The organism is Symmachiella dynata, assembly GCF_007747995.1.
Taxonomy (GTDB): Bacteria; Planctomycetota; Planctomycetia; order Planctomycetales; family Planctomycetaceae; genus Symmachiella; species Symmachiella dynata.
The window spans coordinates 47,108-71,715 of record NZ_CP036276.1 but is presented as its reverse complement, the minus strand read 5'-3'; the positions used below and the strand labels follow the sequence as shown (position 1 = coordinate 71,715).

Annotated in this window: 15 protein-coding genes; 2 read left to right on the top strand and 13 right to left on the bottom strand. The window is 55.3% G+C overall.

What is annotated here, in order from left to right; translation table 11 throughout:
• Positions 1-25 precede the first annotated feature (25 nt).
• From Mal52_RS00235 to Mal52_RS00210, 6 genes are all read right to left on the bottom strand, one after another.
• Complete coding sequence (locus Mal52_RS00235) at positions 26-4,594, bottom strand: inverse autotransporter beta domain-containing protein (protein ID WP_197534568.1); 4,569 nt, start codon at positions 4,592-4,594, stop codon at positions 26-28.
• Between the two features lie 404 nt (positions 4,595-4,998).
• Positions 4,999-6,063, bottom strand: a complete 1,065-nt coding sequence (locus Mal52_RS00230) for a PKD domain-containing protein (RefSeq protein ID WP_145373617.1) — start codon at positions 6,061-6,063, stop codon at positions 4,999-5,001.
• A gap of 345 nt (positions 6,064-6,408) precedes the next feature.
• Positions 6,409-7,467 carry a linear amide C-N hydrolase gene (locus Mal52_RS00225; protein ID WP_145373616.1) on the bottom strand — a complete coding sequence of 353 codons (1,059 nt, stop codon included), beginning with the start codon at positions 7,465-7,467 and terminating at the stop codon, positions 6,409-6,411.
• Between the two features lie 194 nt (positions 7,468-7,661).
• Positions 7,662-9,083, bottom strand: coding sequence for a DUF1501 domain-containing protein (locus Mal52_RS00220; protein WP_197534567.1), 1,422 nt, complete (start codon positions 9,081-9,083; stop codon positions 7,662-7,664).
• Between the two features lie 8 nt (positions 9,084-9,091).
• Complete coding sequence (locus Mal52_RS00215; protein WP_145373614.1) at positions 9,092-12,247, bottom strand: PSD1 and planctomycete cytochrome C domain-containing protein; 3,156 nt, start codon at positions 12,245-12,247, stop codon at positions 9,092-9,094.
• Between the two features lie 119 nt (positions 12,248-12,366).
• A complete protein-coding gene (locus Mal52_RS00210) occupies positions 12,367-15,396 on the bottom strand; it encodes a PVC-type heme-binding CxxCH protein (RefSeq protein WP_145373613.1) in 3,030 nt (1,009 codons plus the stop codon).
• Positions 15,397-15,601: 205 nt separating this feature from the next.
• Here Mal52_RS00210 and Mal52_RS00205 point away from each other — a divergent pair, with 205 nt between their 5' ends.
• Together Mal52_RS00205 and Mal52_RS00200 are read left to right on the top strand one after the other, a co-directional pair.
• Positions 15,602-16,795, top strand: coding sequence for an SGNH/GDSL hydrolase family protein (locus tag Mal52_RS00205; protein ID WP_145373612.1), 1,194 nt, complete (start codon positions 15,602-15,604; stop codon positions 16,793-16,795).
• Positions 16,796-16,949: 154 nt separating this feature from the next.
• Complete coding sequence (locus Mal52_RS00200) at positions 16,950-17,384, top strand: DUF1330 domain-containing protein (RefSeq protein ID WP_145373611.1); 435 nt, start codon at positions 16,950-16,952, stop codon at positions 17,382-17,384.
• 97 nt (positions 17,385-17,481) lie between these two features.
• Here Mal52_RS00200 and Mal52_RS00195 read toward each other — a convergent pair whose 3' ends face one another.
• The 7 genes from Mal52_RS00195 to Mal52_RS00165 form a co-directional block, all read right to left on the bottom strand.
• Positions 17,482-18,426: a DUF1559 domain-containing protein gene (locus Mal52_RS00195; RefSeq protein WP_145380476.1), complete on the bottom strand. Its 945-nt coding sequence runs from the start codon at positions 18,424-18,426 to the stop codon at positions 17,482-17,484.
• Between the two features lie 271 nt (positions 18,427-18,697).
• A complete protein-coding gene (locus tag Mal52_RS00190) occupies positions 18,698-19,147 on the bottom strand; it encodes a hypothetical protein (RefSeq protein ID WP_145373610.1) in 450 nt (149 codons plus the stop codon).
• Positions 19,148-19,489: 342 nt separating this feature from the next.
• Complete coding sequence (locus tag Mal52_RS00185) at positions 19,490-19,927, bottom strand: VOC family protein (RefSeq protein ID WP_145373609.1); 438 nt, start codon at positions 19,925-19,927, stop codon at positions 19,490-19,492.
• A gap of 57 nt (positions 19,928-19,984) precedes the next feature.
• Positions 19,985-20,494, bottom strand: coding sequence for a hypothetical protein (locus Mal52_RS00180; protein WP_145373608.1), 510 nt, complete (start codon positions 20,492-20,494; stop codon positions 19,985-19,987).
• Positions 20,495-20,871: 377 nt separating this feature from the next.
• Positions 20,872-21,300: a hypothetical protein gene (locus Mal52_RS00175; RefSeq protein ID WP_145373607.1), complete on the bottom strand. Its 429-nt coding sequence runs from the start codon at positions 21,298-21,300 to the stop codon at positions 20,872-20,874.
• Positions 21,301-21,738: 438 nt separating this feature from the next.
• Positions 21,739-22,989 (bottom strand): mandelate racemase/muconate lactonizing enzyme family protein, encoded by a 1,251-nt coding sequence (locus tag Mal52_RS00170; RefSeq protein WP_145373606.1) that lies wholly within the window; start codon positions 22,987-22,989, stop codon positions 21,739-21,741.
• A 138-nt stretch (positions 22,990-23,127) separates the two neighbouring features.
• Positions 23,128-24,573 carry a DUF1501 domain-containing protein gene (locus Mal52_RS00165; protein WP_145373605.1) on the bottom strand — a complete coding sequence of 482 codons (1,446 nt, stop codon included), beginning with the start codon at positions 24,571-24,573 and terminating at the stop codon, positions 23,128-23,130.
• Positions 24,574-24,608 lie beyond the last annotated feature (35 nt).

Here is a 24,608-nt window from a genome sequence, read left to right as displayed (position 1 = left end):
CCGGAGGGCCTGAATACCGACACCGTTAGGGAACAAATACAATGTTGCCGATGTCGGTGACATTGCCGGTCGGTATACCGTTGGATGCGGCGAAACTGGCCTTGTCGGCGAAACCATCCACGATGATCGATCCACCCAGAGCTTGGAATAGCGATACCGTTCCACTTCCTCCATCAAGCACGTTGTTGGTGACCTGCAAAGTCAGGCTGCCGCCCCCGGCAAGTATGCGTTCCGCATAGATCTCGTTGGACAGTAAAGACGTAATGGTCGATCCGTCCACCGTCGCCGTTGTGGATTCCTGTGCGTAAATTCCAATCGAAGAAATCCCATTGGTCGTAATCGTGCTTGCATTGCCAACGGTCAATTCGGAGGAATCCACGATCTCGATGCCCGTTGCGGATACACCATGGGTCAAGATCTGACTTCCGTTATCAACAAAGGGCGTCGAGTCATCCTCGCTATAAATACCGTGAGCGCGGAGTCCACTGGTGGTGACACGACTGCCATTGTCCACCATCACCCAGGCGCTGTCCTCGGTAAAGATCCCCACTGCGTCGGCGGCGGTGGTCGTAATAAGACTGGCGTTGTCGATCGTCAACGTCGACGAACCTCCTGCCGCGATGCCGGTGGCGAACACACCGTGCGTCGTCACGCTGCTCAATGTGTCGATCGTCCCCGCGGCTGTCCCGTTCAAATAGACACCCAATGCCGAGTCGGCATTTGTCGTAATGCTGCTCGCATTGTCAACAACCAGCGTAGAGCCGTCCGACGCCGAAACACCACGTGCGGAGATTCCGTTGGTCGTAATCACACTGCCGTTGTCGATCGTCACCCAAGCGGTGTTGTATCCGAAAACGCCATGTGCAGTTAACCCGTCGGTGGTGACAGAGCTGAGGTTATCGATCGTCAACGTCGATCCGCTTGCCGCTACGGCTCCATAGGCGCTCACTCCTTCGGTGTTGATTTCGCTCGCACGGTCGACCGTGACCGTGGAGTCGTCGAAGGCACCGATGCCATAGGCACCGCCCCCGAGAGTGTTAACCTCACTTCCGTTGTCGACGAGTACCACCGAGGTATCGTTAGCAACGACACCATGTGAATCCAACCCGTTTGTTGTGATTCGACTTCCATTGTCGATTGTGACTTCGGACGTGTCATCGGCGACGACGCCGTAGGCAATCGCCCCATTAGTGGTGACACGACTCTCATTGTCAATTGTGCCGGTCGAGGTGTTCTGTAAAAAGACACCAAAGGCACCGCCGCCAGAGGTATTCACGCGGCTTTCATTGTCGACGATCAACGTCGAACCTTCAATTCCATAGAGGCCATGCGCGTCGATCCCCAAGGTCGTGATGATACTGTTATTATCAACCAAGACCCACGAGGAATCCTCTGCAAAAATGCCCACTGCATCTAATCCCAACGTGTTAATTTCACTGGCATTGTCCACGGTGACTGTTGTGTTGTCGATCGCGCTGATTCCATAAGAACCAATCCCCAACGTATTAATGCGACTGCTGCGGTCAACTGTCACCACCGAAGTGTCGGCGGCAATAATGCCGTGCGAACCCAGCCCAGCCGTGTTCACGCGACTGCTGCGGTCAACCGTCAATTCCGAAGAGTTTTCAGCAACGACGCCATAAGCGGCGGCTCCCAACGTGTTGATTCGGCTCATGCGGTCGATGATGGCGGTTGAGGAATCTTGCAAATAGACGCCAAACGCTCCCCCGCCGCCGGTCTCCACCCGACTGCTATTGTCGACGGTCAACGCCGAGGTATCCGTCATCACAACACCATGAGCATCAATCCCCGCGGTGGTGACCAAACTACCGTTGTCAACAATCGCCCAAGACGTGTCGTCCCCAAAAATGCCGAGTCCCCGTAGTCCCACGGTCGTCACTTCACTATCGTTGTCGATCACGGCACCCGACGAGTCATCCAGGAAGATACCGAGCGAATCGACTCCCTTGGACTTGATACGACTATTATTGTCCACAAGGAGTGTGGAGGAACTCACCGCATGGATACCGTCAGCCAATCCGGCATTGGTGGTCACTCGACTCCCATTATCGATCTTGATCTCCGAAGAATTGTCCGCATAGATACCGTGCGCGCTCAGTCCACGGGTAATGACACGGCTGTCATTGTCGACCGTCACCGAGGACGTATCTTCCGCGATCACGCCGTAAGCACTCACGCCCGTGGTGGTGACAACACTCATGTGATCGATTTTGGCCGACGAGCCATCTTCCAAAAAGACACCATACGCCCCGATGCCAGCCGTGTTGATTTGGCTGTCGTTATCAACGATCAACTCCGACGAGTCGGTTGCATAAACACCGTAGGCATCGAGACCCAATGTGTTGATCTCGCTACCGTTATCAACAGTGGCCTTCGAGGAATCATCCAACCAGATGCCCACAGCATCGGCTCCCAATGTGTTGATGCGACTATTGTTGTCGACAATTACTTGGGAGGAAGCCATCGCCTGGAGACCGTCTGACAAGATTCCAGCGGTCGTCACGCGACTGCCGTTGTCGATGCGGACCGTTGAGGAGTTGTCCGCATAAACCCCCTGTGAATCAGCCCCTGCTGTTTCGATCGTACTCTCATGGTCGACCACCACCTTGGAGGAATCCTCGGCCAGGATCCCGTAGGCTTCGCCCCCTTTGGTGATGATTTCGCTACCGTTGTCGATGGTCACCTTAGACGAGTCTGCTGCACGGACACCGTGCGTAAAGCCGCCGTAGGTGGTGATCCGGCTGGCGTTGTCGACTGTAGCTGTCGAGGACCCTACCGTTTCGATACCGTGTGCAAACACTCCCAGGGTTGAGATCCGACTTTGGCCATCGACGGACACCCGGGAGGAGTTTTCGGCATAGATACCGTGCGCATCAAGCCCCGCGGTGGAAACCGTGCTGCCACCGTCGAGGGTCACCCAGGAATTGTCATCCGCAAAAATACCGTGAACTTCGGCGCCCAAAGTTTCAATGTTACTTTTATTACCAATCGTCACCGACGATGAATCGACCGCATACACACCATAGGCTTCCAGTCCAGCCGTCTTGATATTGTTGCTGCTATTGAAGATCAACGAAGACGAATCTTGCACGTAAGCCCCATAGGCTCTGGCTCCCAAGGAGGTGATGTTCGTATTCTCGCCCGCCGTCACCGATGAGTTACCGGTCAGATAAATCCCTTCGACGCTGTCCCCTGTTGTAGTGATCGTTACGTTATCGACCAACGCGTTTGCGGCATGGTTTCCAATGATGGCCGCCCCAGACTGCGGATCGTTGATCGTAAAGTTCGTCGCCCACGTGTTGCTGGCCAACGCGACCGAGGGTCCCATCGAATTCTGGAAGATCGGAATCGCTCCGCCCGAACCATTGCCCGCCGGCAGCGTCACAAAGCCCAATTGCAACGTATCGATTTCATAAACCGCGCCCCCACCTTCGCCCAACAAACGTTGGCGATCCCGCAGTCGCAACGTCCCTTGGCCGTCAAAAGTGCTATCGGAGTACAAGTAAACAATGTCGTTGACTTTCGAAACCGGCTCCACGCCACTCACATCATTGAGCGGTTCCTCATACGTACCGTCTCCGCCATCCGCCGCGGCGCTGTTGACGTGCACAATCCGCAAGTCGGTCCCATCGGGGTTTTTCAGACGCTCTTCTAAATCGATGGGACCTGCGTCGATCGTCCCCCGCGCGACGGTAATCACCGATTTCCGATAAACTGGATCATCCATACGATCGCGAACCACATCGCGATACATGGGCCGATCTCGTTTGAACAAATCGGAATAGATCGTCATGCCGAACACGACCTGCGTTTTGAAAAAGCGGTCGTGTTGAATCCCTAGGTTCACGTCGATGCTGTTGGAGAAATTGGCGTTCAACCGTCCGGTGATGCCGGGCGCGTCTTGCAGGCTCGGGTTATCGTAGTAGTAGCCGCCGACATACCCGCTGAGCACACCCCAATTGATCCGGTCGTCCGTTAAGGGTCCCCCGACCTCGAAGTCGAAGCCACGCAACGATTGCTCGATCTCAGACTCTTGCCCGTACGTGCCGCCGTACAGCAAAAAGTAATCCTGGAACCGCAACATCGGTGACCCACCACCAACGATCCCGGTCGAATACGTCGAGAGGACCGTACGATCGTGACTGATGGGCATGTAAAAGTTGTTGCGAAATTGCAGCTCATCAAAAAACAACTCCCAGCCAAAGCCCATCTGGCGGTAAGTTGCATAAGGAGTCTGACGCTGGTCGGTGAAGACGTTGAGTCCCCAGACAGCATCGGCGCCTTCGAGGTAGCCGCGCAGACCTCCCCCGAGATTGTAGCCGAGATCGGAGTTTTCGTCGGCTAAGAGTCGCGTGTCAAAGAAGAACAACCGTTCTTCGTCGCCAAATGGAATGAAGGCGCGCAGGTCGGAATAATTGTCATCGACACCATTCTGCCGCGTCTGCCCATGAATACCGATGCGCGGCCCAAAACCTTGCGCGGATGCCTCCTGGGTCGCAGTGAGCGCAAGCAGAAGGAACAGACCACAACCAACGGCAACTGTGGAACGAGATGGTCGCACGACTCGCAACATTTTGTCGTCCTTGACAAAGAATTCGCAAATAAACAGCCCACGCATTTGCAGGGTAGCGTTTACTTAGTCGGTGGATCGTGGTTCGTTGCGACGGCCAATAGAAACATTCCCGCAGGTTTTCGAGACATATCCTGACGAAAGTTCAGCCTGTACCAATTATTTCAATTACACTTCTCCCAACACATAAACTCTTTGTAGCGCAGTGCGGGGTGCCATCTCAAAACAGGGAGGACGAGACTCCTGTCGAGCCGCGCTGAACCCTTCGGCTTTGCCTCATCTATGGAAAGCTACACCTTTTACCACGCTAATTGCCCGATGCGGCTCAGCAGGAGCTTCGCCCTCCCGGGACGCGGAAAGGCAATTGCAGCGCGGTATTGTGATGACTCGCACTCAATTCGCGCCTGCTACGGCAGCGTCACGTCCCAGATTTTTGCGAGCTTCGCCTTGCCTTTCGGCCCCTCAACGTGCAGCGTCACGATGAATTCGCCCGGCTTTTTGTAATGGTGGGTTGGGTGGCGCTCGGTCGAGGAGGTCCCGTCACCAAACTCCCACCGCCATGATGTGATGTCGCCATACGAACGATCGCGAAAGGCCACATCTCGATTCACGCGGTTGATCACCTGAAATGACCAATCCGCTTCGACCGGCTTGCGAAATCGCTTTTCTAACGGCATCAATCGAAACGCGACCAAGTCCGAAGCATTCCCGTACATGGTCGTCTTGTGCGACAGGTTCCAAAAACCGGAATAGCGCTCGGCCTGTTCGTCGTCGTAATCCAGCACCGCCCAAGAGAGGCCAATTTTTTTATCTTCCACAAGTTTCGACGGCACGGACCGGGCGGGGTTCGGGGGAGCGTAGTCAAAGGGCGTTACGAAAAATTCCAGCACAAGTTTCCCGCTCTCGCCATGCTTGAAGTTGTACTTGCAAGCTGCGTTGGCGTAGGGCAAGTCCTTGATCCAGGGCTGCGCGCCCCAAACCATGGCCCAGTCCTTCCCCTCGGCGGGCGTGAAGATGTGGTAATTTTGCGCATGCACACCGTGAAACTGAAAATGCGTGTCCAATTTGTCGCGGAGCTTGGGATTGGGATGCATCTGACGAATCAACGGTCCGCCCGACAAATCACCGTCGACGACGATCTCGAATATATCGTTGTGCAAATCCCCTCGGGCAAAGTCCCAATAATTGTCCTGGGCTTCATACAGAAAGTAGAGCCGATTCAGCCCTTTCACCCAGCCAACATTGACCTGCACATCAAGATTGTCCGGATCGTGCTTGTCGCCCAGGCCAATCACCGTCTCCCGCAGTTCTTTCGTACCAATCGTGTACGACTCGGGAACGATCGACCAATCGTCGGCGTCGCCATCAATCCGCGGAATCTGATTCGCTGGAAACTGAAACACCTGATATTCAACATCGGGCCGCTCCAAGCCGATGCTCAGAGCGGCAATCAACAGGCAAACAGAATGCATGGTTGTTCTCCTTGGAGTTCACACAGGGACTCGCTGAGAATAACCACGCCCGACGTGCGCGTCCAACTGGTAAGGACGCTAGAGCAACGAACCGGCTTCACGATTTGGCCCCAGGTATGGCAGACCGGCAATCGGTCGGACACAGAGCGCGCTGTAAAACCAAACCACATCCAAGAGGTCGGGTGCCACAGCTGGCTTGCTCGGCAGTCTATTAGCCGGTCACACGGTTTGCACTGGCGGACAAGCCGCCAGTGGCACCCGTTTTCAACCGATCGCTCAAAGCAAACCAGCGAATTCACGACTACAAACCCAGTCGAACGACAACGCAACAATCAGGGCACGTCCCTACGGTGCGAGGAACTTAAACGGCTCAGCCTCTTTGAAGTTGGCCGTTTGGTTGCCGCCGAGGTTCGGGTTCCCATCCATCAACAGCTTGCGGGTGCCCGACCCATATTCGAAGTTGATATCGGCCAAATCCACCCACAGCAAGCTGGGGCTGATTGTACTTTGGTAGTAATAGACCCGATTTTTCTGGTCCGCCACGGTGCGCCACAATGTCGATGAGATGTTGGGTTGATTCGGCGTGGTAATCCCCAGCGGCACACTGCAATTGTTCATCACACTAAAGACACTGGCTACCGCCTCGCGAGGATTGGCGGACTGTTTGCAGGCGTTAATGTAGAAGGACGCCCGCGCAAAACGGTCGGCAGCCCGGTTGGTCCCGGGGAGCATCACGGTTCCGCCGATTTCTTTCCAATAGGCGTTCAGCGCCAGTTGCTGATCGTAGGAGGGTGAGTTGGTCATGACTTGATACTGCTTGCCGTGATGAATCACCAGTTTGCCGTCCAGGTATTCGAAAATCGCTGAGTCGCCGGATCGATCGGAGATCGCGAGGTGCACATTCCCTTTTTTGCCGTTGGGAAGAGTGACGGTGACCATGCGATAGGCTTCTTTGCGGGCGTCAGCGACTGCCTCCTCAACAGTGGCAAAGCTATCAAGTACATATTGAGCCCAGGACGAAATGACCAGTGCGGGCCGTTTGTCACCCGGGTCGGTGTACTCCGATTCGGCAAGGTACAGCAAGTTGGCCACAAGCCCTTTCTCATTCATCCCGTCGGCCGAAGCGCCTTCGTAGACCGAAGTCACGACGCTCCCATACTTGCTGGTCCATTTCAGCCCCCCTCGCTCCAGTCCGCTCTCGCGATCCAATCCACGTGGAAAGATCCACATGTTGGAATGCATATCTTCACTCCAGTCCATGGTGCGACCGGTCACGGTTTGGGCTTGCTTGCCAAAATAGAGCGCACGCGTGCACGCATCGGCAACGGGAGCGGCCAGCATCACAACAAATGCTGATGAAGCGGCAATAACAGCAAACATGGAACGGCGGCAACGACGAGGCATATTTTGTTCCTAGGGTAGGGGACGACGAATCGTTCACAGGAATATTTCAGACGAGCCGAAATATACAGAGATTCCATTCCCGAACACAACAGGAACATTCCGCATGCGCACGGATGGGCCAGAATGCAGTCGGCCCCCAATAGCGAAAACCCAACTTCAACAGAGAAATGCTCGAATCACCGACAGGCACGCAATTAGGCCAACAGTTCTTTAACGATACGCGTCGGTTCGACGCCGACCAAGCGTTGATCAAGTCCCTGATAGGGAAACGTGAGCTGATTCCCATCGAAGCCCAGCAGATGCAGGATCGTGCGGTGTAAATCGTGAACGTGGACGCGGTCTTCAATCACATTAAAGCCGAAATCGTCGCTGGCCCCTAACGTCACGCCCCCCTTGACGCCGCCGCCGGCGAGCCACATCGAAAAGGCATTGGGATGGTGGTCCCGGCCGTCGGTACTGCCTTGAACCATCGGCGTGCGTCCGAATTCGCCTCCCCAAATCACCAACGTCTCATCCAACAATCCGCGTTGTTTGAGATCTTTGACCAGGGCGGCGGAGGCTTGTTCGGTGTCGGCGCAGTTTTGCTTGAGACCTTTGACCAATCCACCGTGTTGGTCCCATGATTCGTGAAACATTTCCACAAACCGTACGCCCCGTTCAATCATCCGCCGCGCCAGTAAACAGTTCATCGCAAATGACGGCACGCCCGGTTCCGCACCGTACATCTCCAGAATGTGCTGCGGCTCGCTGCTCATGTCCATCAACTCCGGAGCACTGGATTGCATGCGATAGGCCATCTCGAAGGAATTGATCCGCGTGGCGATTTCCGGATCACCGACTTCTTGTTGTTTCCGTTCGTTGAGCTGCGTGATGACATCCAACGAGTCCCGTTGCAGTTGCTGATCGACACCGGCGGGGTTGGAGAGATACAAGACTGGCTCACCCGTGCTGCGAAACGATACGCCTTGATAAACGGTCGGCAGAAACCCGCTGCCCCAATTGGCGTTCCCGCCGCTGGGACCTTTATTTCCCGAGCTGAGAACCACAAACGCCGGCAAGTCGCGCGATTCACATCCCAGTCCATACGTCGTCCAGGCTCCGAGGCTCGGTTTGCCAAATTGTTGCGAACCGGTGCTCATAATAATCTGCGCCGGCGCATGATTGAACGCGTCGGTCACCATCGATTTGACGATGGCAATCTCATCCACAACCTCTGCCATATTCGGCAACAGTTCAGAGAGTTCCGCCCCACATTCCCCATGTTTTGAAAACTTAAACTTGGGGCCTAACAGTTTGGAATTGGGGCTAATAAAGGCCGCGCGGTAATCTTTAATCAGATCGGCCGGGGGAAGTTGCCCATCGAACTTGGCGAGCGCCGGTTTATGATCAAACAGCTCCAAATGACTGGGGCCACCCCCCATGAACAATTGAATGACGTTCTTCGCCCGCCCTGGAAAATGTGGCTGCTTGGGCGCGAGCGCATCGGCTGCAACGGCCTTTTGATCCAGCAGTTGCCCCAGCGCAACGGCACCCAGTCCGATCCCACACTCCTGTAAAAACCAGCGACGGGAAGTCAGGCGTTGGTTCAGATTGTCAGAATTTAATGAAGAGGGCATCGGATCATTCATTCTTTCGTGATGGTTTCGTCAAGGTTGAGCAGCACGCGACTCACGACTGTCCAGGCAGCCAATTGAATCTGTTCAACAATTTCCGGCAGCTCGGAAGTGTCCCCCTGCTGATTCCCCAGAATCTGTTTCGGATCGAGTGACCCGTCCTGGAGTCGCTGAGTTTGCTCATCGAGAAATTCAAGCAGCGTGGCGGATTCCTCCGGTGTTGGTTTGCGGGAAACGCAACTGCGAAACGCGTAATCCAATCGGTCCTGGTCCGATTCGCCACCGTGTGCAATCGTTTGTTGCGCCAACCCTTCCGCACATTCGAAAAACAGCGGTTCGTTGAGCGTTGTGAGTGCCTGAAGTGGCGAATTGGATCGCGGTCGTCGCACGGTCGCGATCTCGCCGCTCGGTGCGTCGAAGGCTTGTAAAGCGGGATAGGGAATGGAACGAAAGCGAAAGGTGTAAAGCGCGCGGCGATAACGTTGCGGGCCGGTTTCCACATTCCAAGTCTTATCGCCATAGCTGGCCGGACGACGAAAGAGAAATTCCGGCGCCGGCGGAAAGACGCTCGGGCCACCCACTTTCTTTTCTAGCAGTCCACTTGCCGCAAGAAAAATATCGCGGACGACTTCAGCATCGACACGAAAACGCGGGCCACGAGCCAGCAGGCGATTCGCCGGATCGCGGGCCAGTAGTTCCGCTGTGACCGAAGAATCTTGTCGATAGGTATTGGAAAGCACAATCTGACGGTGCAGATGTTTCAGGCTCCACCCCTGCTCCACCAGTTCCACCGACAACCAATCCAACAGCTCAGGATGCGACGGCGGACTCCCGGTCGATCCCAAATCTTCGGGGGTATCCACAATACCGGTCCCGAAATACGCTTGCCAGACCCGATTCACAATCGAGCGCGCCGTCGTGGGAGACTGCGGATCCACCAGCCATTTTGCAAAGGCCAGTCGATTGACCGGCTTGCCTTGGGAGAGCGGATTAAGAAATTCCGGCACAGCTGGATCGGCGATATCTTTCGGTTTGAGAAAATCGCCGCGGTCCAACAGATGTGTGGGACGTTCGGTATCACGTTCCCGCAGCACAAATTGCGTCGTCCCTTCGGGATGCTCGCTCCAGAGAGTTTCGATCTGCTCGTTCTCAGCGCTCCAGTCAGCGACCGTAGTCCGCCAATAACGAAACACCGTACGCATTTGCGATTCGGTGCGGTCTTCCATCGGCACCTCAAGAATTTCTCGCACTGCAGCCGGGAGTGGGTCTGCGACTGCTTCCACATCGGTTGCTGAAATACGAAACCGCCCCAGGTTCAATGTTTGATTGTCGTTGCTATTCGAACCGCCATGACTTTGTGCCAAGTTGAAGACCAGTTTGGTCCCTCCCGGAAAAGCAACGTCTTTTTCGGCAACGAAGACCGCTTTGCGCGGCTGATTTCTGCGTCCCGGCCCGGCATCGATTCCCCAGGCGGTTTTCTGATCGCCATCGATCGCGTATTCCACAGGACCAGTAATACCCGCCTTGGGATCTTTCCCATCGGTATATGGCGGACCAAGCTGCCGGTGATCATTGCTGAAATCCGCAGTCGCCCGCGTAAATTTGATGTCGGTTTTCTGCTGTGGATCATCGATGCTGACCGCCTGAGCTTTGAATTCCGACAGCGCCAGCAACCCGTTCATCGCGCGACCAGGACCACCAGCCGGCAGGTTCGGATCGTTGAGCACTTCCAATCGAAACGAGCGGATGCTCGGGAGATCAGTGGTCACCGAAAACTGACCCGTCGAGCGCGTCGGAGCATAACCTTGCGCCAATAACGAGCCATCCTGCTGCTGTAAGTACCGCTGCGAATTGTTGCCGGCGTTCTCGATCGGCAGCATCGTCCACTGTGGTTGATCACCCCGAACCTGTTCTTCCCAAGCCGCCATCCGCTCTCGCCAATCCGAAGTAGTCGCGCGGAGTTGCTCTTCGATCTCGTTAATCCGGCGAAAGATGTCGTCCCGTTTCTGTTGTTGAGCAACTGTATAGACCGTCGGTTGGGCTTCATGACAGTTGTTCAAAAACGCGAACATGTTGTAGTAATCGTGATGGGTAAACGGATCATATTTGTGGCTGTGACATTGCGCGCACTGCACCGTCAGACCCAACACAGATTTGCCAACCGTATCCATGCGGTCGAACATCGCTTGCATGCGAAATTCTTCGGGGTCAATCCCCCCTTCTTCATTCAGCATCGAATTGCGCAGAAAACCGGTCGCCACAATCTGATCTTGCGTAGCGTTCGGCAGCAGGTCGCCTGCGATTTGCTCGATGATGAATTGGTCGTAAGGCAAATCACGGTTCAATGCTTTGATAACCCAATCGCGATAGAACCACACCTCGCGCGGTTTGTCTTTTTCGAATCCATCCGAATCGGCATAACGCGCCGCATCCAACCAGATCCGCCCCCAACGCTCTCCATAGTGCGGCGAGGCCAACAACCGTTCGACTTGCCGCTCATACGCAGCCGGCGATTCGTCTGTTAAGAACGCGTCGATCTCATCGACAGTCGGCGGCAGCCCGATCAAATCCAGACTCAACCGCCGCAACAATGTCACCCGTTTGGCTTCGGCAGTCGGAGCAAGCTGTTCTTGTTCCAACCGCTGCAGTACGAATGCATCGATGGGATTGCGCACCCAAGCGGAATTTTTTACCGTGGGAACATCCGACCGCTCCGGCGGAACAAAGGCCCAATGCCGCGACCACTGGGCCCCTTCGGCAATCCAACGGCGGACTTTTTCGATTTGTGATTTCGACAACGGCTCATGCCCCGAATCGGACGGAGGCATGATCAAGGCTTCATCGTCAGCCGTCAGACGGGCCAATATTTCACTGGCGGCGGGGTCTCCCGGTTTGATCACAAAAGTCCCATCGCGATCCCGCGTCGCTTCTTCCGCAAGATCCAACCGCAACTCCGCCTCGCGCGTCCCTTCATCCGGTCCATGACAAAGAAAACATCGCTCGGAGAGCAACGGCAGTATCTCACGGCGAAACGAGACTTTCTCCGTGGAATCCTGTTTAGCGCCGGTCGGTTTGCTCGGCTCCTCGGCTTGCAGTTCTATTCCATAGAAAACCGCAGCGCCCACGAACAAGATCAGACATCCGCAAAATCGGATTGCACGCACCATCAAATCAGTCACCTTGGAGTGTTCATGAAAGTCATTGCCCTCTCCTGTCATTCTACCCGACAGGAGAAGCACCGACCAGCGAATTCAACGTGGTGGCCGCCTGCAATGCCCAAAGGCCATCACGGTTTCGACGGCAGCGGGACCTGAGATCGACTGGTGAGGTAAGCGAATAAATCGCGGATCTCTTCGGCTTTGAGTTGCTTCAGCAAACCATCCGGCATGAGAGACATCTTTTGATTCACAACCTCTTCCACATCCGATCGATCGATCACTAAGCGTTCCTTTTCCGTTTGCACCTCTAAAGTGCGGTCCGATTGCGCCATGACAACACCGGTCACGACGCGGCCGTCATTCAGCACAATCGCCGACGCTTGAAATTCCTGCCCTACCGAAGCACTGGGATCGACAATGTTTTCCAACAGGTAATTCAAATTCTGCCGGTTGGAACCGGTCAGGTCCGGACCGACGCGTCCTCCCGCACCATAGAGCACGTGACAGTTGCTGCACGTTTTCTCAAACAGCACGCGCCCCTTACCCGCATGGCCGGCTTGTAGCTTTTCAGGAGCGAGCGCCGCATTCAATTCCGCAATGCGTTTCACCTTCTCTTCGGAGGTATCACGCAAAGCGCCCCACTGTTTGGTGAGCTCTTCATTCAGCGCCGGATCTTTAAAGCTGCGAATCTGCCGTGCATGAAATGCGGAAATTGCCGAGGCTTCAATCTTTCCATCCGCAATTGCTTTCAGTAACGCACTTGCGGAAGCAGGACGCGAAGCAAGTGTCGCGATGGCCACTTCCCGCGCACTGGGTTCGAGTCGGGCATACCGCTGTAAAATCAGTTGCGGGATTTGAGGATCATCGAACGCCGCAAAGCCGCGGAGGACTTCATTCATCAACACCAAATCGCCCAACACATGTTTCAGCAACGCCAACGCCTCGGGGGAACGGTCATCGACCAAAAACCGCAAGGCGTTCCGCCGCGTCTCCGCATCGGCATCGGTATCCGTCACAATGTCGCGCAACTCCGAAATCGCTTGGCCATCCCCAAACACCACCCCCAATTGCCGGGCTTGTTCTTGCACCTTCTCCGGAGCGGACGAAAACACAATCTCCGCCGCACGGGGCCAGGTCTTCGGCTGCGGTGCTTTTCGCCAACCGCGCAAGGCGCCATTCATGCCCTGTAAAATATCCAATTGAAACTCGGCATCGTTCCCTGCCCCAATGAGCTGCAGCAATTGGTCGACCGCTACGGGCTGCGATTCCAAATCGCTGGTCAGTCGACGAGCAATCAACCGTCGCAACAACCCAATCTTACTCCGTTCCGCCAAGGCGATTGATCGACCCGGATCGGTGGGAATCGCCGGTTCGATTCCATACCAAATCATCAACGGCAAGGCCCGGTCTTGGGCATCCGCCGCATGTTGCGCCAATGCGTCCGCGATGTCCCAACGACTTTCCAACGGCAGCCGCTGTAACGTAGAGGCCAAATACAACCGCACCAAGCCCGACGGATCGGCTTGAGCCAGTTCGCGCATTTTCACAATCGTCGGTGCGCTAAACATGCCCTCATCCGCCAACAAACGTAAGGCCCACACGCGGACATGCTCGTTGTCATCATCGAGTTGTGAGCGGAGCCACTCCTCATTGGTCGCGCCGACCGCATACAGGCACCACATCGCTCGCAGTTGGTGTGTTACGTCGGTATCGTCAGCGAACATTTTCAACAACGCCTTACGTACCTGCGGCATCTCCTGTCCCAAAGCAGCACGCTCCTGCAACAGCCGTCGCGATTGGCGGGCATACCATGCATTCTCGTGAGACTGCAGTGCGACAAGTTCTAAGTCGCTCAGTTTGGCCAGATCCAATCCAACAAGCGACCGCGGCTGCCCATAGGTCATCTTGTAGATCCGACCTGATGTGCGGTGAATTCCATCGTTGTCGTGGCATTCGCCGCTATCGGACCAGTCGGCGATAAAGACACCCCCATCCGGCCCCGTGATCAAATCGAGTCCCCGAAACCAAGGGTTGTCGACAATGAACAAATCCTCCGCATGTTTTCCCACATAGCCGGCTTGGTCACGCTCTAAACGATCGTTGTTCATCCGCCGACCGTGAAAGTTGAGCGTCAACATCGTCCCGCGATAACGCTCGGGCCAATTGTCCCCCTGATAGATCATCAGCCCGCTATGCGCATGTCCTCCGCCGGCGGCCAACGTGGTATCGCTGACCCCTTTGCGGATCTGATGCCACACTTCCCCCGTGTCCCAATGGAAATGATCCGCGCATTGCTCGATGAGTTCGTAAACGTACGGATTGAAATCGGCTCCATACATGCGGCGGTAATGCGCGCCGGGCACAAGATGCCACAGATGGCCGATCACCGTATTGATGAAAAACATCTCGCCATGTTCGTCGAAATCGAATCCCCAGGAATTCGTCGTGCCGTCAGCAACCACCTCAAACACCTTGCGCGTAGGATGATACCGCCAGATGCAGCAATTCAATTTGCGGCGTTGAGACGCCGAAGCACCGGGTGGACCGACAAACGACGTCGCCAGAATCCCATGTCGCCCATACAACCAACCATCCGGCCCCCAGCGCAATCCGTTGACAATATTGTGCCGGACCGAACCTTCATCCCACCCATCCAGCACAACTTCCGGTGGTCCGTCGGGAACGTCGTCGTGATTTCGGTCGGGAATAAACAGCAATTGCGGCGCGCACAACACCCAGACGCCCCCCATGCCGACTTCCACACTAGTCAGTTTTTGAAGGTCATCGATAAAGACCTTGCGAACATCAAATTGACCGTCGTCATTAGTATCTTCCAGAATCACAATGCGATCATGCTGCGTCTTGTCGAATCCCAGCGGGTGCTCCGCATAGGTATAGTTTTCGGCAACCCACAATCGGCCCCGTTCATCGGTCGTCATGCCGATCGGCTGTTGGACGTCCGGTTCACTCGCAAACAGCGTGACCTGAAACCCGTCCGGAACCTGAATCCGCTCCACCGTCTCTTCGGCCGACGGCGGCGAACCCGCTTCGGTATTCCGCAACAGCGGTGCTTCTTCTGCTGCAAACAAAGTGCCACTAAAAACGGTCGCCACGAGCGCGGCCAGAATGGCCCGCGATTGATATTTCCAAAACGGCATGATGTCGCTGATTTACCTCAGTGAATTCAGTTCGGGGAATCGTCAAAGGTTGCTTAAAAAAGTGTAAGCCATTGATCGTCCGTTTCACAGCAAGTCAAGCACTCTGGTCCGCAGGGCCAAAGGCGTTGTCATCCGCTGAACCGTCGCGTACATTGACGAACGTACCGAAAACCCTTTCGAATTCCGCTCCTAGAAGACGCACATCATGCTTCCCCAACGCTTTCTCCCCACGTCGACAGACCTGCGCCGTATTCGCCCAGTCATCATGCTGCTACTGGCCATGCAAGCCGTCGTCTATGCCGAGGAGCCGAAACCGGGTTCCTGGACATACGCCCCCGAACTCCTGCGGCCCTTCTGGCAGGGAGACCGCGTCGAAGGGGAATCGGTCTTATTCATCAAAGATCCGCAGACCGGCGGCGCCAAAGCCAGTCTGCTGTTCCCCGTAACCAAAGTCGTCTCCGTCCAGAACTCCGCCGGCGACATGACCTATGAAGAAGGACGGGACTACACCTGGAAACCTGGTTCGCGCGAGATCGTTTTACCGGCCGGTTCAAGAATCGCCTCGCGAACTCCCCAAGACCTGCGCCGCCCGACCGGCTCGCAACGATTTCGCTTAACGCATCGCGACGGTAACGGCGAGATCTTTTTCGGCGCCGTGCTGGAATATGCCGACATGCAAACCTGCATCACCTACGAACACGCAGCGGATCAATGGAAGTCCCCCCTCCCCAAATTCGACGCGCAGGCGCTGCCGCGAACTGTCGGCAAATTGACCAACAAACAACCCCTCTCCATCGTGCTCATCGGCGACAGCATCTCCGCCGGGGCGAATTCCTCAGCACTGGGCAAGGCTCCTCCCTTTCAACCCGCCTATCCCGAACTTTTGCAGATCCACTTAGAATCGCGTTTCGGTGCACCCGTCGAACTCACCAACCTAGCTGTAGGCGGCACGACCACGACTTGGGGGCTAACGCAAATCGACAAGGTCATCGAATCCAAACCGGACCTGGTGATTCTAGCATTCGGCATGAACGACTCCTCCGGTCGGTCCGCTCAGGAGTATCAAGCCAACACGCAAAAAATGATCGACCTGATTCGTGAACAACTCCCCGAAACCGAATTCATCCTGGTCGCCTCGATGCTGGGCAATCGCGATTGGACCGCTCTGAAGCAAGAACTATTCCCCGCTTACCGCGACGCCCTGGCCCAACTCTGCAAACCGGGCATCGCCCTGGCCGATGTCACATCGATCTGGACCGAGATTTTAAACCGTAAACAAGACTGGGACCAAACCGGCAACGGCGTCAACCACCCCAACGACTTCGGCCACCGCATCTACACCCAAACAATCGCCACCCTGCTTGAACCGGATAGCAAACAAAAACCAAAAACCCCGTAGATCAGGCTCCCGCCTGACGAAACAAAGTGGGACATCCAGCGGTGTATTGCGTCAGGTGACTGCTTGATCTATCCAACATGCCCCTCATAGCGAACCTGATATCGATGCCGTTGTCCCACAAGCGGCGTACTTTTGAAAATCACCAGGAGCAGGCATGGACGAATACTTTTTAGAACCAACACAACAAGCCGGTGCCCAGCTGTTTTCTCGCGGTCTGACCGGTGAAGTCGTGATGCTCAATCTTCTCCGCTTCAAAGACATCGCGGATTATGCAGCCCATCCGGAGATCGCCCCAGAGGCCGCCATCTCCGGAAAAGCAGCTTTTCAAAAGTACATCGACCATGCACAACCATTTTTGAAAAGCAGTGGCGGCGAATTGATGTTCATGGGAACCGGCGGGCCATTTTTCATTGGCCCCGATCATGAACAATGGGATTTGGTCATGCTGGTCAAGCAACGATCGCTGGCCGATTTCATGGCGTTCGCCTCGAATCCCGAATACTTGGCAGGCCTAGGCCATCGAACAGCGGCCCTGCAGGATTCACGATTGCTGCCGATTGTCCAGAGCAAGGACGGCAACATCGAATAAAGCCTGTTCTGCGACCGCGATTCCCATCCGCAGTACAACCACTGGGATGGGAGCCGATCCGAGTCCGGCCTCAACACCGGACTTGCCCGCGTGCCGTTTAAAAGGCGGCGCCTGGAATCTCGCCACCTGCGGCACTCACGTAAGCCGCGATCACACCAAAGTCCACGCTCGACGAAATGAAATGCACCGAGCCGTCAGCAATGGCAACCTGAGCTCCCCCCGTGTGAAACGAATAGATCTCATCTTCATTGGTGCAATTGATGGCGCAGCGACCACCGCTACCATCGAGATTTGAACCGTGGATGTAAAATTCTGTCTGCATATCCATCCATGCTCCGCTGGAATTCTCTCCCGCCACCTTCTTGCCCAACTCCCACACATCCATACGTCCGGCATCTTCCCAGAGCAACGCTGTGTTGCTTGTTCCATCGGTCGCATCGCGAAATCGCATCGCACGGTTGAATCGAATCAGCCCGGTTTCACCACTCGGAGTATCCGGGCTAATGAGTGCGGCGAACGCGGTCCCCAGTCCGTCAAGAACTGCATAGTCGGTTGTAGCCAGGACAACGACTCCTTCGGGAATTCCAGGAATCTGTCCTTCATAATCACCCATGCCAGTGCCCGGCTCCGAGGGACACCGAAAGGTGCTGATCTGCTGCTCACCGGCACGGATATCCAGGGGTGAAACCGGAGCGGGCAAATTGGCATAAATCGTCTGGTCGATCGCGATGGTTTCGTACAAATTCCCTTGCTCGATATACGGCAGGATGTACGTATGAAAAGAGTGCCACGCCAACGTGGGGTCGATGTCGACCGTGTGGATGCCGGCAGGCGGAAAGCAACTGTGCGAGTCGTAGTAGTTGTGTGCTGCCAGCGCGAGCTGTTTGAGATTGTTTTTACATTGCGTGCGGCGGGCTGCTTCGCGGGCTTGTTGAACAGCTGGCAGGAGCAAGGCGATCAAAATCGCAATGATCGCAATCACCACCAACAGTTCGATCAAGGTGAAACCCCGCGAGCGGGATCGTTCGAGCTGCGTTCTCATACGAAATTCCTCCTCAAAGTTAAAGAATGTTATTAATACCGATATCAAAACCCAGATATGCTTGTTGGGCAGACTTGTTGATCTAAATCAGCGGAATGCGACTGTGGGTTTTTTCAAACCTCTTGTACGGTGCACAGCTACGGTGCACGGAGACAGTGCTCGAAATCGAAAATTGCAAGCAGAGCGACGCGACCACGACTCTCTCGCACTGGCATCTCTTCGGCCCGCGAACGGAATAAGTGGCTCGAACCACGGTCACTTCAATCCACCGTCACTTCAATTCAAATGGCGGAAGCACGTTTTCGCCTGCGACGATCGTGGCTTTCAGACCTGAACTTTCCGGACGCGAATAGCGGCCCCCCAGTCGATCCGGCCCGCCCGCTTTCGATCTTTGCGACGCACCCAACCCTTGTTCACCTTCTGAACCCCCGCCTCCTTCCAGCCAGAGCACGGTCACCAGGTAATCCCCAGGCGCCGCACCATCGGCAGCACCTAGCGTCGACAATTGGAAGCTGCCGTCGTCCGCCACCTGCGCGCTCGGACGTTTGAGAGATCCCTTTTCACCACTGACCGGATTAAAAATCACCAGTGCTCCGGCAGCCGGATTGCCTTGATAGAGCACGCTTCCGGTCACCGATGATAAATCCGGCCCACTCTCTCCACAGCCGGAAATCGCTCCCAACACCACCAGCGCAAGACCAACCATCACATGTCTTTTCATAAGTCCCTCACTGCGCACTATTCACGTCGTGAACCACCATTCCATCATCTTTCAGGGGCAACCTATCCAAGCCAGATGAAGAATTGATGCAACCATGAAGAGTTCCCTATGAATTCGTTGCGAACGTAGAAACGCACAATCTCAACGCGCGCAATTTGGTTGAGAGATTTCAGCAAACACGGCGAATGGTGGCGCCAGCCAAACTCGCCTAAGGAAAGCATTGGGAACGTCTCACACCCCACGCGTCCGACGAAAGCCTCGTCGGTCAGATTTCACACCTGAGGGGGTGACGGCCAACACGCCGATCAACCGCAGCAGCTAGTGGCCGCGGGACACGGGCCGTTATTCGGCCATCAACTCATCAAAGCGTCGCTGCATTTCTTCCCGCGACACATCCTCTATGTGCGAGCCCAGCAGCCATTCGTGTCCGAACGGATCGAGTATCTTGGATGTCCGCTCACCATAAAACTGATCCTTCGGTTCCATCACGATCTTAGCGCCGGCGGATACCGCGCGCTGCGTCATGGAATCGACATCGTCCACATGCAGATGGATCGAGGTCCCACAGCCGCCGAACGCCTCGGGGCCTTGAATACCATATTCCGGATACTCGTCGGACAACATCACAGTGAAGGTCCCAAACTTCAACTCCGCATGCCCGATACGTCCGCCCGGATCCATGAGACGAAATTCCTCGACCGCACCAAAGGCCGTCGTATAAAACTCGATCGCAGCCCCGGCGTTTCGCATGCGGAGATACGGAAAAACGTCTTGGATCATTTCTCTCGTCTCGTTTTTTTGAAGGAGCGGTGATAGTAGGCCGGACAGCTGGGAGATCTACGGAACTTGGATGGATAGCTCGTCTACCAATTCGCTCAGGGAGATTTCACTGACCTTCTGATGAACATGTTTTCTGGCTCCCTTAGCTAATCTCCTATCGTTAACTCCGTTGATATACCAATACATGTCGTGAATGCGCAAGTCTTCTTCTCCAGCGGTTCGGGTCGCCAAAAGAAAAAACTCGTCATTTCCTCGCACACCCAACAGAAACATTTTCCACTCCACAGCTCCTTTCACATCGATCGCGGGTTCGTACAATGTGGGATCTACTCCTACAGAATTGAGCAAATCCAAAGCCTCTTCCAATAACATGCCGTTTTTTAAAACCGCCGCCTCCTCCGCAGCATGTGGCTTACCATCTTCCCCGTTTTTGGGTTGATCGTTTTTTTCACGAGTAGTACTCACTTCACGTTTCGCCGACGGCAACGCCTTGGCTTCGGGTGACTGCGCTCCACACCCCGCAGTCATCATCAGGCAGCATGCAACGACTTGAATTCGAAACAGCATGTGACACCCTTTCCTAGTTACTCCACAGTAAGTGAGACGCCGTTCAACACGGTTTCGTAAGTCGCCGGCGCGTTAATGCGACCTTTTCCACAATCGGAGCGCTATCCACCAGACCCCAAAGCAGACAATCGCCAAAGCACCCCACAACACGAAACCTGGCAGCTCAATGTACAGTATGGTTGACCCCGACGTATTGCCTCCGTGAAAATCGAAATGAAGAATCCCGCCGGAAAATCCAACTCCGGCAAATCCAGAAACATACAACATCAGCCCGACACCAATCGCGACAATCATAGCCACGATGAACACTAGAACGTTCCAAAATTTCAACGCGTGATTCTCCCTTAACCCGTAGGTCAGGCTCCCGCCTGACGAATTCACGTGGGACGTCCACCGGCCGATGCGTCAGGCGGCCAGAGTTGCCGCCCTAATGAATCATTTTCATATTCATGGATTGACTTCACCTCAACCTCATTGCAGTAGAACGAGAAATTGCCCCCCTCATCTGCAAAGTGATACTTAACTCCCTCCATCTGCCTACCCGACACATCGTCAATAAACAGGTCGTCGAAGTATAAAGCCCCATAACTTAGCATTGCTATCTCTATATTGCTGGCGCGCGTGATGTACATCCTGACAATATAGAATTTATCCGGCGCACCTATATAGATTACTTGCAAATCGAAGTCATTACACATCGACCTGGAGTCAGGCATGTATGATTTGTATGTGGCGAACACCACGCGCTCCAGGCAGTTTGCGGAAAACCCTCCTAGAGTCGATTTTATTGGTTCAGTCCAAAGCATGAGACAATGCCCTCTCGTATTCGACGTTCGTTCGGTAAATCGCCGAAAGTCAGGCTCCCTCCTGACGAATTTCACGTGGGACCTCCAAGGCCCAAGCGTCAGGCGGCGGCCTGACCTACACAACTAGCGCCAACCGGGCACCGCTATTTTGTAGCACGCAGACCAAAGGCTAAAACACAATGCGATCTCGATCACCACAAAGCGACATCGCGTGATTCGACTGTTTTCGCTCAAAGCGACATTGCTGATATAGAAGATCGGTAATAAAGCCGCACTCCACGATCCCGGGCTCAGAAGATAAAGCGACACCCCTGCGATCAATGGGCCGTTACCCATCGAATCAATCGCCCAACCTGCTCCCATGCAAACGACAAGCGATATAGGCGGAATCAAACAATAGATTATGAATCTCATACTCCGAATCCTCGTCTGAAAGAATCAAACCGCATACCGCTCCACCGCCGCTTCATCCACCTCAATCCCCAACCCCGCCCCGGTCGGAACCGCGACAAAGCCCTCCCGCTGTTCCAACGGCTGTGCGACGATCTCTGTTCGCCAAGGGTTCTCCGATTGATCCAATTCCAGCATCGGCGTGTCGGTCGGGAAGCCCCAATGTGGGTCGGGCATGAGGCTCAGCAGGTGGACCGTGGCAGCGATCAGAATCGCGCCGCCCCAACAGTGTGGAATCGTGCGGATTCCCGAGAGCGCGGCCAGTTCGGAAATGAACAACGCCTCGCCAATCCCCCCGCACAGGCTGACATCGGGTTGAATGATGTCCATCACGCGGCGGTCGATCAATTGCTTGGCGCTGCCGCGCGAGTCGACCGCTTCACCGGCCGCCAAAGCGAGCGGAAGCTTCTGCCGCAGTTCATCATAACCGGCATACTTGGGAGATTGCGGCAACGGTTCTTCAAAGTATTCGAATCCCAGATCGTTGAGTTTCTCACCCATTCGCAGTGCCGACGTCAACGTATAAGCCGCATTGCCGTCGGCCATCAGTTTCACATCAGCGCCAACCGCTTGCCGAACCGCTGCGGCCACCTGGGCTTCGCGAGCGACCGAATACCGACCCAGCCGCATCTTCAGCGCGCGAAAACCTTGTTTCACCAGGGCCTCAGCTTCCCGGGGATATTGAGTCTCCGGCTCCTGCCCAGCGACATAATTCATCGCCGAGGCATACACCGGAACACGATCCCGCAGCCGCCCGCCGAACAGCGCCGAGACCGGCAGATTCAAGGCCTTGCCGCGCAGGTCATTCAGTGCTATGTCCAACGCTCCCACAGCTAGCGCATCACCAAAATTCGCACCCCACAACGCGCGCCACAATTGCCGATGCATCAATGGATTCTTGCCGATCAGCCGCGGACCGAGTTGATCATCAATCGCCCCCTGCGTCCCATTCACCGGAGCGGTCTCGCCCCACCCAACGAGTCCCGTATCGGTTTCGATTTTCACAAGCAGCGCCGAACGCGTTTTATCCAACGGAACCGACACCGACACCCCAAACGCCCGCTGCAAAGTGTGCCGTAACAAATAGGTCTTCACCGCGGTGATTTTAATTGGCGGAACATCAAACCCCGGCGCCGCCTCCGCAGCACGAACCGGCGCCACCCCTCCCAACAATCCCCCCGCCGCCAACAGCGCCCCCGACTGCAACAATTCACGACGGTTGGATATCTGATTCGTCATGGCGTCTGTTCGTTTCCAAAAAGAAAAGAAAAATGCCTCACACAAAGACGCGAAGCCGCAAAGAGGTTTAATTGTTAACCCTCTTTTTCTTTGCGTCTCTGCGCGCGGCCTTTTTTAATGAAACAACCTAACCGCCCGCTACGCCAAAATATCCTGAACAACATGCCCATGCACATCGGTCAAGCGGAAATCGCGACCTTGAAAGCGGTACGTTAGCTTCTCGTGATCGATTCCGAATTGCGCCAGCATCGTGGCATGTAGGTCATTGACGTGCGTGACCTTATCGACAGCCGCGTAACCCAATTCATCACTAGCACCGTAGGTGATGCCCCCTTGAATGCCGCCGCCGGCCAACCACGTGGAGAAGGCTTTAATATGGTGGTCACGCCCTGTGCCTTGCGCCATTGGGGTGCGGCCGAATTCGCCACCCCAGATGATCAGCGTATCATCCAGCATGCCGCGTTGTTTGAGGTCTTTGACCAGCGCCGCTGAGCCTTGGTCGACCAGTTTGGCCGTGACCGCTGCTCCGTTTTTGATGTTGCCGTGATGGTCCCAGCCACGATGGTACAGTTGAATGAACCGCACCCCCCGTTCAGCCAAACGACGGGCCAACAGGCAATTCGACGCAAACGAACCGTCCCCCCCTTCGGTGCCATACATCTCCAAAATATGTTTCGGCTCACCGGCGATGTTCATCAGGTCGGGAACCGAGGTTTGCATCTTGAACGCCAACTCGTATTGGCTGATCCGCGTGGCGATTTCCGGATCGTGAAACTTTTCGTTGCCCAGACGATTGAGCTGCTGCACCGCATCAATGACTTGACGCTGCTGCTTTAAGGCGACGCCGCCGGGGCTGTTGACGTACAGCACTGGGTCCCCTTTGGAGCGAAACTCGACTCCTTGAAATTGGCTGGGCAAAAATCCGCTATGCCATTGCCGCGAAGCGATCGGCTGCGACTGCCCGCCGCCGACAGACGTCATCACCACGTAGCCCGGCAAATCCTGACTGTCACTGCCCAGCCCGTACAGCAGCCAGGATCCCATCGACGGCCGTCCGGGAATGCTGGTGCCGGTGTTCATCAACGTATGCGCGGGATCGTGATTGATCTGGTCCGTCTGCATCGAATTGATGATGCAAATGTCATCGGCAATCGACCCAATGTGCGGCAGGATACTGCTGATCTGTTGACCCGATTCGCCGAATTTTTGAAAGGCGTGCGTCGGGCCGAGGCATTTCAGTTTGTCACGCTGCCCTTGCAGTTGTGCGATCTGTTGGCCTTCGGTGAACGACTTGGGCATTGGCTGCCCGTCCAGCTCCGCCAGCTTGGGTTTGAAGTCCAACGTCTCCAAATGCGAAGCGCCCCCCGCCATGCAAAGGTGAATCACGCGTTTGCATTTGGGCGGAAAATGTAGCGGCTGCACCACGCCGTTCCATTGGGGGACCGAATCGGCATCGCTCGCGCCGGCAGCGAACAACGACGGTTGCAGCAACGCGCCGAGAGCCAACGTCCCCATCCCGGCCGAGGCCCGACCCAGAAACGTCCTCCGCGAATGTTGCAGTTGATAGCGTTCCCAAGGCGACATGGCTGTGTCCTCAATCGATGAAAAGGCGAAAATCC

Coding starts and splice junctions, on each gene's coding strand:
- Mal52_RS00200 (WP_145373611.1), top strand. CDS start 16,950: ATGGACGAATACTTTTTAGAACCAACACAACAAGCCGGTGCCCAGCTG.
- Mal52_RS00215 (WP_145373614.1), bottom strand. CDS start 12,247: ATGGTGCGTGCAATCCGATTTTGCGGATGTCTGATCTTGTTCGTGGGC.
- Mal52_RS00235 (WP_197534568.1), bottom strand. CDS start 4,594: ATGTTGCGAGTCGTGCGACCATCTCGTTCCACAGTTGCCGTTGGTTGT.
- Mal52_RS00175 (WP_145373607.1), bottom strand. CDS start 21,300: ATGCTTTGGACTGAACCAATAAAATCGACTCTAGGAGGGTTTTCCGCA.
- Mal52_RS00180 (WP_145373608.1), bottom strand. CDS start 20,494: ATGCTGTTTCGAATTCAAGTCGTTGCATGCTGCCTGATGATGACTGCG.
- Mal52_RS00185 (WP_145373609.1), bottom strand. CDS start 19,927: ATGATCCAAGACGTTTTTCCGTATCTCCGCATGCGAAACGCCGGGGCT.
- Mal52_RS00195 (WP_145380476.1), bottom strand. CDS start 18,426: ATGAGAACGCAGCTCGAACGATCCCGCTCGCGGGGTTTCACCTTGATC.
- Mal52_RS00220 (WP_197534567.1), bottom strand. CDS start 9,083: ATGCCCTCTTCATTAAATTCTGACAATCTGAACCAACGCCTGACTTCC.
- Mal52_RS00190 (WP_145373610.1), bottom strand. CDS start 19,147: ATGAAAAGACATGTGATGGTTGGTCTTGCGCTGGTGGTGTTGGGAGCG.
- Mal52_RS00210 (WP_145373613.1), bottom strand. CDS start 15,396: ATGCCGTTTTGGAAATATCAATCGCGGGCCATTCTGGCCGCGCTCGTG.
- Mal52_RS00230 (WP_145373617.1), bottom strand. CDS start 6,063: ATGCATTCTGTTTGCCTGTTGATTGCCGCTCTGAGCATCGGCTTGGAG.
- Mal52_RS00165 (WP_145373605.1), bottom strand. CDS start 24,573: ATGTCGCCTTGGGAACGCTATCAACTGCAACATTCGCGGAGGACGTTT.
- Mal52_RS00205 (WP_145373612.1), top strand. CDS start 15,602: ATGCTTCCCCAACGCTTTCTCCCCACGTCGACAGACCTGCGCCGTATT.
- Mal52_RS00170 (WP_145373606.1), bottom strand. CDS start 22,989: ATGACGAATCAGATATCCAACCGTCGTGAATTGTTGCAGTCGGGGGCG.
- Mal52_RS00225 (WP_145373616.1), bottom strand. CDS start 7,467: ATGCCTCGTCGTTGCCGCCGTTCCATGTTTGCTGTTATTGCCGCTTCA.